The organism is Actinotalea fermentans, assembly GCF_007991475.1.
In the GTDB taxonomy this organism is placed as follows: domain Bacteria; phylum Actinomycetota; class Actinomycetes; order Actinomycetales; family Cellulomonadaceae; genus Actinotalea; species Actinotalea fermentans.
Genome location: NZ_BJYK01000014.1, coordinates 39625 through 52907, shown reverse-complemented (window position 1 = coordinate 52907; position 13283 = coordinate 39625). Strand labels below are relative to the sequence as shown.

Here is a 13283-nt window from a genome sequence, read left to right as displayed (position 1 = left end):
TTCCGATCGAGAGATCGGGAGGGCCTCTGGCGTCGGAGTGGCCATGAGGCACGCGAGGGCGCCCGAGGTCGCGTGTGTGGGACTCCGGTAGATGGTGGACATCGTGCTTCCAGCTCCGCCATCACAGGTCGCGGACGCGGTTCCGGCACGTGGGCGACGGCGATTCCGGCTCGTGCCTGACGCTCGCGCTCACGTCCGCTCGTTCGCGGCTGCGGGGTTTGGCCGTCGTGTCGATGCGTCGCGGTCAGCGGAAGTGTTGTGCTGGTTGGGCGGCATGGTGGAGCAGCGGCTCCAGTCGACGGTCGAGATCCTCGGCGGAGTGTCGCCGGCTGAGGTCGTCCACCGCAACGGAGTGGTCCCCCCAGCCGATCCACGAGTCGCTGCGCCGGTATGCCGGACTGGCCGACTGGCCGACTGGCCGCGGCAGACACCCTCCGTGGCCGAGGCGACGGAGATTCGGCGGCGGCATCCAGTCTGCGGTTCGTCGTGCAGGGAGGCGTGAGGCCCGCCGGTTGACGTACTCCGCGGCTCCCTACTACTGTGCGGAAACCGGTTGCGAAACTTCGAGCAAGGGAGCTTGAGCGATGACTGCAGCGAGATGGGCGCGGTGCGTGCCCGCCGTTGGAGCGACACTGGTTCTGACCCTCGCGGCGTGCGCCCCGTCGGCGCCCGAGGCAAGCGGGCCGACGGCGCCGACTGGTGGAGAAGGTGGCGAGAGGTCCATCACCGTGGGTATGGAGGCTGGATCTCCCCACGAGTCCTTCTACAAGGAGAAGGCCGAGCAGTTCACCGCGGAAACCGGTATTGGCGTGGAGATCCTCGGCGTTCCGCACGACAACATGCACCAGCAGTTCCTCTCGGACGCCGTCGCCGCTGGCGGCGCGCACGACGTCCTCATGGTGGATCAGCCGTGGGTCGCCGAGTTCGCCGCGAACGGGTACCTCGCCAGCCTCGACGAGCGGCTGTCTGACGAGGACCGCGACGACTTCATCGAGGGCACGCTCGATACCGTCAGCTATGAGGGCGCGGTCTACGGGCTGCCATTCCTCGTGCACAACCAGGTCATGTACTACCGCCCGAGCCTCCTCGAGGCTGCAGGCTACGACTCGCCTCCCGCCACGTGGGAGCAGTACCGCGAGATCGCGGCTGCGACGACCGATGCGGCCGCCGGGACCTTCGGGACGATGATCCCCGGCAACCGCGACGGCGAGGTCGCCACCCGCTTCATGTCGTACGTCCAGCAGGCCGGCGGTGACATCGTCGACGAGAACCTCCGCCCTGCCATCGAGAACGATGCCGCCCTCGAGGCGTTCGCGATGATGCAGCAGATCCAGTTCGAGGACGGCTCCAGCCCCGAAGGGCTGCACGATCTCTCGGCTATCCAAGGCCAGTTCCTCGAAGGCAAGATCGCGATGGTCGCCCAATGGCCGTACATGTGGGCGATGGCAACCGACCCCGAGCAGTCGAAGGTCGTTGACGACGTGGCCGTAGCGCTGGACCCGGGCAACCCGGACCAGGTCGCTACGACCTTCGCATGGGGTCTCGGCGTCAGCGCTTCGTCGGACGACCAGGACGCCGCGTGGGAGTTCGTCCACTGGGCGACGAGCGGCGAGGTGCTCGCGGCCAAGGCGATCGAGCAGCTCTCGCCCGTGCCGCGCGTCTCGTCGATGGAGGCGCTCGCGGCGGCCGAGGAAGTCTCCGAAGCAGACCGTGCCGCCTTGGCTGTGTTCGGGGAATCCGTGGCGCGTAGCCGCACCATGCCGATGACGCCGGCGTTCCCCCAGTACCAGACCGCCATCGCCGAGGCCGTTTCGGCTGTCATGTCGGGCCAGGCCACGCCGGAGGCGGCGCTCCGGCAGGCCCAGAGCCAGATGGAGCAGGCCGCCGGCTGAGGCTCGCGGTGGGCCGGCGCCCCGTCGCCGGCCCACCCGCTCACCGGCACCGGTCCCGTGCGTCAGCACGCGACCGCCGCACCGAAGGGAGGAAGTTGTGGAGCGGAACGCACCAGGCGACGCGATCCACCTCGCCCCGCGCAGGGTCGCCGAAGCGACCCGGGCCCCCGCGCCCGTCCGGGCCGCACGGCACGGCCGTCGAGGCTCGCTCGTCGACCGGCGCCGCCGGTCGGGGATGCTCCTGACGCTGCCGGCATTGCTCACGCTCGCCGCGACGGCCCTGTACCCGCTTCTGTGGACCATGTCGCTGAGCTTCCAGAGCTTCAGCCTCGCCGTCGGCGGTGAGGAGCCGGCCTTCGCCGGACTCGCGAACTACGAGCGCGTGCTCGGTGACGCCGCCTTCTGGACAGCGATCGGCCAGACCGTCGGCTACGTCACCGTCACGCTCACTGTAGAGCTCCTCGTCGGCCTCCCCATCGCCCTCGTACTGCACCGGGAGACGCGCGGGCGCAAGGTCCTCCGCCTCGTCGTCGCCCTCCCGCTGATGATCGCGCCGGTGGTCGCCGCAATGGCCGGCAAGTTCCTCTTCTCACCGGGCTACGGCCTCGTCAACGAGGGCCTTGCGGCTCTGGGCATCGATGGGCCCGCCTGGTTCGCGGACCCGTGGCTCGCGCGCGCCGCCGTGCTGAGCACGAACGCGTGGCTTGCCCTGCCCTTCGTCGTCCTCGTCCTTCTCGCCGGCCTCGCCAACATCCCAGGCGAGCTGCGGGAGGCTGCGGTCACCGATGGTGCAGGCCGGTGGCGGATCCTTTGGCACATCACCTTGCCGCTGCTGCGCCCGTCGATCCTCATCATCCTCGTGATCCGGCTGGCGGACGCCTTCCGCGTGTTCGACGCCGTCTACGTCATGACGGGCGGAGGCCCCGGCTCCGCCACCGAGGTCCTGAGCACCTACCTGTACCGGCAGATGTTCACGCGCACCGACTTCGCCGGTGGCGCCGCGACCTCCGTCCTCTTCGTCCTCGTGATCGGCATCTGCGCCGGCGCTGTGTTCCTGTCGTTGCGCGGACGGAGAGGTGAGCGATGACCACCGACAGCATCACTAGGGCGCGGCGGGCTCCCGCCCGAGGAAGCAGCGAGTGGCTTCGGTTCGGCCCACGCGCGGTCTCGCGGCCCGTCGCCTTCACGGTGGTGGCCCTGGCCGGCGCGTTCCTCCTCCTCATGCCGGTGATCTGGATCGTCTCGACGTCCCTCAAGCCGGACGGAGAGGTCTACGCGATCCCCCCGACGTTGCTGCCGCAAAACCCGACGCTGGAGCACTTCGTCTCTGTGCTCGGGGACGAGACCGTCCTGCGCTTCTTCGGCAACAGCCTGGTTGCCAGCGCCGGCGCCACGGCAATCAGCCTCCTCATGGGCATCCCGGCGGCGCTCGGGTTCGCCCGGTTCCGCTTCCGGGCGTCGGGAATGCTGCTGGGCGCGATCCTCGTCACCCGGATGTTCCCGCCCGTGGCTCTCGCACTGCCCTTCTTCCTGCAGTTCAGGCAGCTCGGCCTCATCAACTCCCCAGTCGGCCTGGTCATCGCGTACATCCCGATCGTGCTGCCGCTGGTCATCTGGATGCTCGAGGGGTTCTTCCGGGACCTGCCCGAGGAACTGCTCGAGGCATCCCGCCTCGACGGCCTGGGCACCCTCGGCACGCTGCTGAGGATCGTGCTCCCGATCGCCAAGCCCGGGGTCGCCGTCGCCGCCCTCTTCGGCTTCCTGGCGGCGTGGAACGAGTTCATCATCGCGCTCTCGCTGACCCGGACGCCCGATGCGCAGACCATGCCCGTCGGCATCGCCGGGTACATCACCCAGTTCCAGACCCTCTGGGGCGACATGACGGCGGCCTCGGTCATCTACCTGGTGCCCGTGCTGATCGTGACCGTCGTCACCCAGCGGGGCATCATCTCCGGCCTCACCGCAGGAGCCACCAAGGGCTGACACGCCGGCGCCCGTCGGTACCCGCCGCCGTCCCGTGCCGGCCTCGGCACCAACGCACCACAAGGAGCACCCGTGATCGACATCCGAACGACCGGCACCACCGGTCACCAGGGCATCGAGCTGCTGCTGACCGGCGGCGCCCCCGAGACCCTCGTGCGGCTGGACCGGCCCGTCCGGCTCGAGACGTTCGACGGTCGGGGCGACCGATGGGAAGGCGCGGCGTCGACCCACGCGTACGCGACGGTGACCCGTGAGGGTGCACGGGTCGTCGGCACGGTCACTGCTCCCACCTCCGCCGGGCCCGTCGAGGTGGTCGACCGGTGGACAGTCGACGATCGGGGCGTGCAGGTCGAGCGCCGGGTCCGGCAGCTCGAGCCGGTCGCGGGCGGGGCGGTCCGCGCCGTCCTGGAGCTCCCCGTGGTCGCCGACGGCTTCGGCGAGGACGCGCAGGTGTTCGCGCCGCCGGCGCTGTACGACCTCAACGACATCGACGGCGACGGGGTGGAGGACTACCTCGACACGCGTGAGCTCGTCTTCCGCGACGATCGGCTGTCCGGTCTGGCGGTGCTGCTCCACGCCAGGTCGCGCGGGCTGGGCGTCGCGCTCAGCCGGGAGGACCTACCCGACCACGACGACGTGCCCGAGCGGGTGCGCGGGCAGCAGGCGTTCGTCCAGCGGACCGACATCGGCAGCCTGGGTGTCGTGCCGCGTGACGGGGGCTGGTCCGTTGTGGCCGCGTACCCGTTCGTCGAGCGCGCGCGCTCCCACGCCCTGACCGCTCGGGCGCGCGAGCCGTGGGGCGCCTTCTGGCCGGCCGACGGCGGCGACGCGATCGCTCGGTACCGGGTCACCGTCGTGCACGGTGCCTCCGCGATCGACTCCCTGTGGGCGCTCTGGCGGGACCGCGCCGCCCACCTCGCGCCGCGGCGGGTCGAACTGCCGGAGACGGTCGAACGTCTGACGCGCCTGCGGCTGGACGCGCTCCTGCCCTACTACCGGCAGGACGAGAACGTCGCGGGGTTCGTCACCAACTGCCACCCGCAGGACGGAGTGCAGCTCGAGGACATCGTGCAGTACGGCTTCACCGGTCAGATGGTGCTGAACGCGCTGCACGTGCTCAACCACGCCGACGAGCTCGACGACCCCGAGGCACGAACCAAGGGGCTGCGGACGGTCGAGAGCTTCGTCCGCCGCGCCGGCGCGTCGCCGCACGGCCTCGTGCACACGCTGTACGACTTCGAGAAGCAGCGGGACGCGTCCTGGTGGAGCGGCCTGCTGCTGCCCCTCGCCTACGCGGACGAGGACACGAACCTCGAGGAGCTCATGGGCCCGGTGCTCGACCACATGCGCTATGCCGTCGACGCCTTGTCTGCGGCCCCGGACGGGACGTACGTGCGCTGCGTCGCCGAGGAGCACCACGCCCTGCTCCGGGCCTACCGCGCCGAGCGGGGGCGCGGGCAGGACCACCCCGAGTGGCTGTCGACGGCCCAGTCCTTCGCCAGGTTCCTCCTGCAGGTGCAGGAGGAGGACGGCTCGTGGCGCCGGGCGTACACCTTCGCCGGGGAACCACTCGTCGAGCCGCGGGCCTGGTTCGGCCGAGCCGAGCTCAACCAGAAGTCGTCGACCGCGACGGTGGTGCCGTTCCTCCACGAGCTGTACGCCCTCACGGGTGACCTGGCCGTCAGGGACGCCGCGATCCGCGCTGCGCGCTTCGTGGCCGAGCACTTCGTCCGCGGGGTCTCGCACAACGGCGGCATCCACGACTCCATCTACGCACGGGCCCAGCTCGTCGACTCCGAGAGCATCCTCTTCTCGCTCCGGGCCTGCCTCGCAGCGGCCGAGATGAGCGGGGACGAGGACCTCGCGCAGGCGGCGGTCGACGCCGCCCGCCTTCTCGCGACGTGGGTCTACCTCTGGGACGTGCCCCTGCCGCCGTCGAGCACTCTGGCCCGGTACGGCTTCCGGACCACCGGCTGGAGCGCCTGTGACACGGCCGGCGCCGGGTACATCCACCCGTACGAGCTGCATGCGGTTCCCGACCTCGTGGAGGCGGCGCTGATCGGGCGGGACGAGCTGCTCGCCACGGTGGCCGACCTCACGCTCCACGGCTCGAACGAGACCGTCGCCACGGAGGCCAAGGACTGGGGCTACGCCCGCCTGGGACTCCAGGAGGAGGGCGTCCTCGTGAGCTGGTGGCTCATCGACGACCCGATGTTCGTCGACACCGGCTTCGGCGGCCGAGGCAAGGGCGAGGGCAACAAGACCTGTCTCCCCTGGATCTCCGCCGTCGGTATCGACGCGACCGACGTGGTGCTCGAGCGCTACGGAACGACGGAGGTCCTCGAGGCATTCCGGGTCCGTGCTGCATCGGTCACCCACTAGCTACGGTACGAGCACGGCTGTGATCGACGGCCGCAGGGAGGGGGACGGCATGGGCGCTGACCTTCAGGTCGTCGCCGGCCAGGGGCGCCGGCCGACCATCGCCGACGTCGCACGGGTCGCCGGGGTGTCCAAGGGCACCGCGTCCAAGGCGCTCAACGGACGCGGAGAGCTGACGGACGAGACCCGTCGCCGCGTCCTCGAAGCGGCGGAGGAGCTCGACTTCCGTCCCTCGTCGCTCGCCCGCAGCCTGGTGAGCGGTCGGACCGGGATCGTCGGCGTGCTCACGAACGACCTCGAGGGCCGGTTCGTCCTTCCCATTCTCATGGGCGCCGAGGACGCCTTGGGTGCTGGGCGCGTGTCGGTCATCCTCACCGATGCGCGGGGCGACGCCGTACGCGAGGCCCAACAGCTCCGCACGCTGCTGGAGCGACAGATCGATGGGCTCATCGTCGTGGGAGGCCCCCGTAACGACGCACGCCCGTCCCTCGGCCGGGACCTCCCCGTGCCGGTCGTCTACGCGTACGCGCCGTCCGAGGACCCCAGGGACCTGTCGATCGTGCCTGACAACGTCATGGCTGGTCGGCTCCTGGCCGAGCACCTGTGGGAGCTCGGCCGACGCCGGATCGGCTTCGTCGGGGGCGACCCGACCTACGGCGCCTCCCGCGCACGCGAGTCAGGGGCGGCGGCGGCGCTCGCCGAGCGCGGTGCAGAGCTGCTCGGTGCCGGCGTCACGGCCGGCGACTGGACGGAACGTTGGGGACGCGCGGCGACCGCTCGGTTGCTCGCGGCGCACCGCCCGGACGCGATCATCGCGGCGTCGGACATGCTCGCGCGAGCCGCGCTAGACGTGCTGCGGGACCTCGGCCGCCGCGTGCCCGAGGACGTTGCGGTAGCCGGCCACGACGACTGGTCTGTCATCGTCACCAACACCCGACCTGAGCTCACGAGTGTGGACGCGCGGCTCGAGTCGCTCGGCCGGCGCGCTGCCGCAGCCATCTTCGCCGCCCTCGCGGGAGAGCCGATCGGCGAGGGCGTCGAGTACCGCCCGGTCCGACTCGCCATCCGTGGGAGCACCGTTCCGGACAACTGGGCCTCCGGGACGCACGAGCCCTGAACAGTTCCCATCGTCCTCACATCCCACGATCAGACCGCGCGCAGTCGACAGTCGTCGGCGTGTGCGACGAAGGAAGCAGCCATGCCATCGAACGCGACCACCCCACTCCTGCGGGGCGCCGCCGCACCCGTCCGGGGCCTCCCCGTCGTGCCGTCCCAGGGAGTCCTCCGGCCGCTCGGCATGGCGGATGTGACGATCGACGACGGCTTCTGGGCTGACCTGCAGGAGCTGAATGCGTCGACGATGATCGAGCACGCGCAGTCGTGGATGGAGCGCCTGGGTTGGATCGGGAACTTCGACGCCGCCGTCGAGGGCCGGCTGCCGCACGACCGTCGCGGCCGGGAGTTCTCGGACTCGGAGATCTACAAGCTCCTCGAGGCGATCGCGTGGGAGGGTGCGCGCACGGGCGACCCCGCCATGGAGTCCCGCTTCCAGGCACTGTCGGCGCGCGTGGCCCGCGCGCAAGAGCCGGACGGCTACCTCGGCACGATGTTCGGCCGTCCCGGCCAGCGGCCGCGCTACAGCGACCTGGAGTGGGGGCACGAGCTCTACTGCCTGGGCCACCTCATCCAGGCCGGGGTCGCGCGGGCGCGCACCGCCGGTCTGGATGACTCGTTCGTCGACGTGGTCCGCCGGGCTGCGGACCACGTGTGCGACGTCTTCGGCCCGGGCGGGAACCCTGGGGTGTGCGGGCACCCCGAGATCGAGGTGGCGCTTGTCGAGCTGTTCCGCGTCACGGGGGAGCGGCGGTACCTGGACCAGGCGCGGCTCTTCGTCGACCGGCGCGGTCATGGGGTGCTCGCCGAGATCGAGTTCGGTCAGCAGTACTTTCAGGACGACGTCCCGGTGCGTGACGCGACGGTGCTCGACGGACACGCGGTGCGTGCGCTCTACCTGGCGGCAGGAGCCGTCGACCTTGCGATCGAGGACGACGACGCCGACCTGCTCGCCGCGGTGCGCGCGCAGACCCTCGCCACGCTGGCCACCCGGACCTACCTCACGGGCGGCATGGGCGCGCACCACGAGGGGGAGTCGTTCGGCCAGGACTTCGAGCTCCCCCCTGACCGGGCCTACTCCGAGACGTGCGCGGGGGTGGCGTCCGTGATGCTCAACCAGCGGCTGCTCCTCGCCACCGGCGAGGCCCGCCACGCCGACGCGGTTGAGCGCACGCTCTACAACGTCGTGGCTGGGTCCCCGGCGCAGGACGGCCGGGCCTTCTTCTACACCAACACGCTCCACCAGCGGACGCCGGGCCGGGCGCCGGCCGAGGACGAAGTAAGCCCGCGCGCCGCGTCGTCGTTGCGCGCGCCGTGGTTCGCCGTGTCCTGTTGTCCGAGCAACCTCACCCGCACGTTCGCGTCCCTGGCGGCGTACCTCGCAACGGTGGATGACGACGGGGTACAGCTCCACCAGTACGCCGGCTCCACGATCCGGGCGGCGCTTCCCGCAGGCGTCGTCACGCTCCGGGTGTCGACGGCCTACCCTGCCGACGGCAGGGTGGAGGTTCAGGTGCTCGACGCGCCGCCGTCGGCGTGGGCCCTGCGGCTGCGCGTCCCCGGCTGGGCGCAGGGCGCGACCCTGACCGCGCCGGACGGTACGTCGACCGGCGTGGCACCGGGGTACGCGGAGGTGCGTCAGGTCTTCGCCCCGCGGGACCGCGTCGTCCTCGACGTCCCGATGGCGCCGCGATGGACCTGGGCCGACCCGCGCGTCGACGCCGTCCGGGGGCAGGTCGCGGTTGAGCGTGGCCCCGTGGTCCTGTGCATGGAGTCCGTCGACCTCGGCGCGGACGTGTCGCAGGTGCGGGTGGACACCGCTCGGCCACCGCGCGAGCACGACGGGCAGGTCGTCGTGCGTGCCACCGTGCTGGACGTCGCGAAGGGCCCCTGGCCGTTCGCGGCCGATCCTGTGGCCTTGGTGCGTGGCGCGGACGCTGCTCGGGAGGTTCCTCTACTGCCGTACCGCCAGCGGGCGAATCGAGGCCCGTCGACCATGCGGGTCTGGATGCCCGTCGTCGATCCCGCATCCCCGACCGGCTGACAGGTCTTCGACGCCAGGGCCGACCGTCAGGGCAATCGGTCGGTGGCCGCCGGCAGGTCGATGAGGTCCGCGTTCGCGACGCCGAGGGACGGTGTTCTCGCTGGAGAAGGCTCGGGAGGCAGGGGCGGCGGCCGCGCGCGCCGGTCGCGTGCAGCCGGTCCTCGCGCGGATCGTCGCCGACGGCGACAGGTTCTACCGCGGCCACGAAGGCGGCTTCCCGGCCGACGACGTGGTCTCGGTTTCAGATGCGCTCGACGCGATCGACGGGGTTCGCTTCGCCGGCGTGACGTCGTTCCCCACTGCACTGTTCGACGTCGAGAGCGGCGCGGTGCGCACCACGCCGAACCTCCGCACGCTCACGGCCGCGAAGGTGGCGCTCGACGCGACGGGCCGCACCGGCGTCGAGCTCAATGCCCCGGGCACGACGTCGACGGCGATGCTCGCGATGCTCGCCGAGGCCGGAGCGACGCAGGTCGAGCCGGGCCATGGCCTTACGGGCACGACGCCCTGGCACGCGGTCACGGACCTCGTCGAGGAGCCCGCGGTGGCGTACGTGACGGAGGTGTCGCACCTCTGGGCGGGTGAGGCGTTCGTCTTCGGCGGCGGGCTGTACGTCGACCCCGTGCTCGGGCGCACGCCGACCCGGGCGCTGGTCGTACCGGCCGGCGGTGGGCTGGCCGACGCGCGTCTGTTCGACGTCGACATGCCCGCACCTGAGGCGATCGACTACTACGCGACGATCCCGCTCGAGGGGGCGCCGGTGCGCCCGGGTGACACGGTCATCATGGGTTTCCGCCCCCAGGTGTTCGTCTCGCGGTCGCTCACGGTGGGTATCGCAGGGGTGGGCGGTGCGCCGACCGCCGGGGTGCCGTGGTCGGCCGATGGCGCCCGGCCGCTCAGTCTCACCGACACGACGGGGGGCGCCCGATGACCGCCACGACCACCACGTCTCCGCTGGTCCTGCGAGGCCTGAGCAAGCACTTCGGGGGCGTCGTTGCTGTCGAGCGGTTCGACCTCGAGGTCGCCGCCGGCGAGATCGTCGCGCTCGTCGGCGACAACGGCGCCGGCAAGTCCACGCTCGTGAAGATGATCTCGGGCCTGTACCAGCCGACGGACGGGGAGATCGTCATCCACGGCAAGCCCGTGCACTTCAGGGACGCCTCCGACGCGCGGGCCGCAGGTGTCGAGGTCGTCTACCAGGACCTGGCCCTCGTCGACCAGCAGCCTGTCTACATGAACCTCTTCCTCGGCCGAGAGCTGCGGAAGCCGTTCACGGGTGTCCTCGACCGGCGCCGGATGGCGGACGAGACCCAGCGGCTCATCGACGAGCTCGACGTCCGCATCCCGTCGGCGCGTGCGGTGATCTCGGACCTGTCGGGTGGTCAGCGTCAGGGCATCGCCATCGCGCGGGCCACCCACTGGGCGTCGGGACTCGTGCTGATGGACGAGCCAACCGCGGCGCTTGGCATCGCGGAGACCGCGCGGGTCGAGGACACGATCATGCGGCTCAAGCAGCGCGGTGCCGCCGTACTCATCGTGTCGCACAACCTCGACCAGGTCTTCCGGCTCGCGGACCGTGTGGCCGTGCTGCGGCGCGGTCGTCAGGTCGGGGTCCGCGCCATCGGTGAGGTGGAGCGCAACGACATCGTCGGCATGATCACCGGGTTGGTGTCGTGACCGGGGAACCCGATGTCGCCCCGGTGGTACCCCTCGTCCTCCCCCAGTCGGGCGCCTCGCCGGACCTGCTCGCGGTCGTCGCCGGCGCGCGCGCCGCTGGCCGGCGGGTTGTCGCGTTCACGAACGCCGCGGACAGTCCGCTGGCACGTGAGGCGGACGTCCACGTCGACCTGAGCGCGGGACCCGAGCGCTCGGTGGCGGCGACGAAGTCGTACACGGCCGAGCTCCTGGCCCTCTTCGCGACGGTTCGGGTCGCGGCGGGCGAGCCATGGGAGGCCGTGGTCGCCTGGGCCTCGGCGGCGGCCGACGTGGCCCGTGGAGCCGTCCCTGCGGCCGAGGAGTGGGCGCGGACCGTCGTCGCCGGCTGGGGCCGGCCGGACCACGCCGTGATGGTGGGTCGGGGGGCCAGCCTCGCGTCGGCGCTCGAGGGTGCGTTGAAGCTCGTCGAGACGTCCGGGATCGCGGCGTCCGGCTGGTCCTCGGCGGAGGTACGGCACGGCCCGCTCGGGCAGGTGTCGTCCGGGGTCCCGTTCGTCACGTTCGGGGTTGGCGCGCCCGGCGACCAGTCCACGGTCGATGCCGCCCTCGCCGCAGCGGACCTCGGCGCGCGGGTCATTGCCGTCGGGTGCGGGCACCCTGGTGCCGCGCACGTGTTCGAGATGGACGGACGAGCCGGGCTGGACCCGGCGCTCGTACCGCTCGTGGACATCATCGCGGCGCAGCACCTCGCCCTGGCTGCATCCCTCGGGCGCGGCCGCGACCCGGATCACCCGAGAGGGCTGTCGAAGGTGACACTCACGCGTTAGTGAGTTCGCCGGTCGGAGGTGACGCACGACTTCCCCGCTCCCGTGTTCTCCAAAGGGGTCGTGGGTTACTCCGTCAGCGACCGCACGGTTCCCTGAGAATCGTGGCGAACGCGCTGGTCAGTGCCGTGCATCAGCGACGCGATGTGGCGGGCGCGTGGTGCATCGGAGAGCGTCTTGTTCCGTTGCTGCAGAAGAACGTCCTGGAACGGGGTCGGTGGGATCGCTCGGATCGGGAGGCCGTGCTGTCGCCGGCGACGCCACAGAGGCTCGGTCGCCTGACTCCTGTCGAGTTCGGGGCGATCATGACCACTCAGACCCGCTGTGTACCCATGCAGCGGATCCCTCACCGCCGGTGTGAGGTGAGTCCGGTGGACTCCCGGACGACCAGACGCGGTTCGACGGTGTGACGCCCGGGTGACGGTGCGCCCTCGATCGCCGCGACGAGGAGCTGCGCCGCTCGCTGTCCGAGCCCTTCCAGATTGAGGTCCAGGCTTGTCAGGGGAGGGGCGGAGTCGGCGGTCAGGACCTCCCAGTTGTCGAATCCGATCACGGCGATGTCGTCGGGCACGCCCCGGCCACTCTGCTGAACCACCTCCATCGCGCCTCGCGCTATCTGGTCGTTCGCGCAGACGAGGGAATCGACGTCTGGGTCGAGTTCAAGGACCACGCGTGCGGCAGTGCGCCCCCAGCTCTCTGACCAACTCCCGTAGTGCGGCCGACCACCGGCCCCGAGGGGTAGGGAGGCTTCCTCGAGACCGACGGTCACGCCCGCGGCCCGGTCACGAGCGGCGGCGAACGCGCTGTCACCGCCGATGTGAGCGATCCGCCGTCGGCCCATCTGCACGAGGTGCTCCACCGCGCGGCGGCCCGCGGCGACGTCGTCAACGGCGACGGAGATGTCCTCATCCGACGTCGAGGGCGCGTACGCGTACACGACTGGGACCTCCGCATCGAGCGATAGCGGCGGTCGAGGGTCCGTGCTGTTGCCCACGACGATGAAGCCGTCGATCTGCCGCCGGAGCAACGCCCTGATGTGGTGTTGCTCGCGGATCGAGTCCCCGCGAGCGTCACAGAGGAAGACGGACAGTTGGCCGGCCCCGAACGCATCCTCTGCACCCATGAGGATGGGGAGGCTGAAGCGACCCACGAGGTCACTGGTGAGCATGCCCACCGTGCCCGAGCGCCCGGCCGAGAGTCCTTGAGCCAGGGTGTTGAACTCAAACCCGAGTCTCTCTGCCGCGACCCGGACTCGCTCTCGCGTTGCGTCCCGCACGTCGCCCCGGCCGTTCAGGGCCTTCGAGGCGGTCGCGAGGGAGACGCCGGCGAAGGCCGCGACGTCCGCGAGCGTGACGCGGCGGCTGCCGGAGCCGGGCGACGACATCGATGCAC

General features: G+C 71.2%; 10 protein-coding genes. 9 read left to right on the top strand and 1 reads right to left on the bottom strand.

The window, feature by feature from the left end:
• Positions 1 to 734 precede the first annotated feature (734 nt).
• From AFE02nite_RS16895 to AFE02nite_RS16855, 9 genes are all read left to right on the top strand, one after another.
• The gene (locus tag AFE02nite_RS16895) at positions 735 to 1892 is read left to right on the top strand and encodes an ABC transporter substrate-binding protein (RefSeq protein WP_034243541.1); all 1158 of its coding nucleotides are present in this window, start codon (positions 735 to 737) and stop codon (positions 1890 to 1892) included.
• 97 nt (positions 1893 to 1989) lie between these two features.
• A complete protein-coding gene (locus AFE02nite_RS16890; protein WP_052113391.1) occupies positions 1990 to 2979 on the top strand; it encodes a carbohydrate ABC transporter permease in 990 nt (329 codons plus the stop codon).
• Complete coding sequence (locus AFE02nite_RS16885) at positions 2976 to 3875, top strand: carbohydrate ABC transporter permease (RefSeq protein ID WP_146820091.1); 900 nt, start codon at positions 2976 to 2978, stop codon at positions 3873 to 3875. Before AFE02nite_RS16890 ends, AFE02nite_RS16885 begins: the two co-directional genes overlap by 4 nt.
• A gap of 72 nt (positions 3876 to 3947) precedes the next feature.
• Positions 3948 to 6257, top strand: a complete 2310-nt coding sequence (locus AFE02nite_RS16880; RefSeq protein ID WP_034243546.1) for a glycoside hydrolase family protein — start codon at positions 3948 to 3950, stop codon at positions 6255 to 6257.
• A gap of 49 nt (positions 6258 to 6306) precedes the next feature.
• Complete coding sequence (locus tag AFE02nite_RS16875) at positions 6307 to 7371, top strand: LacI family DNA-binding transcriptional regulator (RefSeq protein WP_034243548.1); 1065 nt, start codon at positions 6307 to 6309, stop codon at positions 7369 to 7371.
• An 81-nt stretch (positions 7372 to 7452) separates the two neighbouring features.
• Complete coding sequence (locus AFE02nite_RS16870) at positions 7453 to 9411, top strand: glycoside hydrolase family 127 protein (protein ID WP_052113393.1); 1959 nt, start codon at positions 7453 to 7455, stop codon at positions 9409 to 9411.
• 91 nt (positions 9412 to 9502) lie between these two features.
• Positions 9503 to 10342: an alanine racemase gene (locus AFE02nite_RS16865; RefSeq protein WP_052113394.1), complete on the top strand. Its 840-nt coding sequence runs from the start codon at positions 9503 to 9505 to the stop codon at positions 10340 to 10342.
• The gene (locus AFE02nite_RS16860; protein ID WP_034243553.1) at positions 10339 to 11088 is read left to right on the top strand and encodes an ATP-binding cassette domain-containing protein; all 750 of its coding nucleotides are present in this window, start codon (positions 10339 to 10341) and stop codon (positions 11086 to 11088) included. The genes AFE02nite_RS16865 and AFE02nite_RS16860 overlap by 4 nt, the downstream gene beginning before the upstream one ends.
• Positions 11085 to 11894 (top strand): SIS domain-containing protein, encoded by an 810-nt coding sequence (locus tag AFE02nite_RS16855; protein WP_052113395.1) that lies wholly within the window; start codon positions 11085 to 11087, stop codon positions 11892 to 11894. The genes AFE02nite_RS16860 and AFE02nite_RS16855 overlap by 4 nt, the downstream gene beginning before the upstream one ends.
• Positions 11895 to 12237: 343 nt before the next feature.
• Here AFE02nite_RS16855 and AFE02nite_RS16850 read toward each other — a convergent pair whose 3' ends face one another.
• Positions 12238 to 13275, bottom strand: coding sequence for a LacI family DNA-binding transcriptional regulator (locus tag AFE02nite_RS16850; RefSeq protein ID WP_034243556.1), 1038 nt, complete (start codon positions 13273 to 13275; stop codon positions 12238 to 12240).
• Between the last annotated feature and the right edge of the window lie 8 nt (positions 13276 to 13283).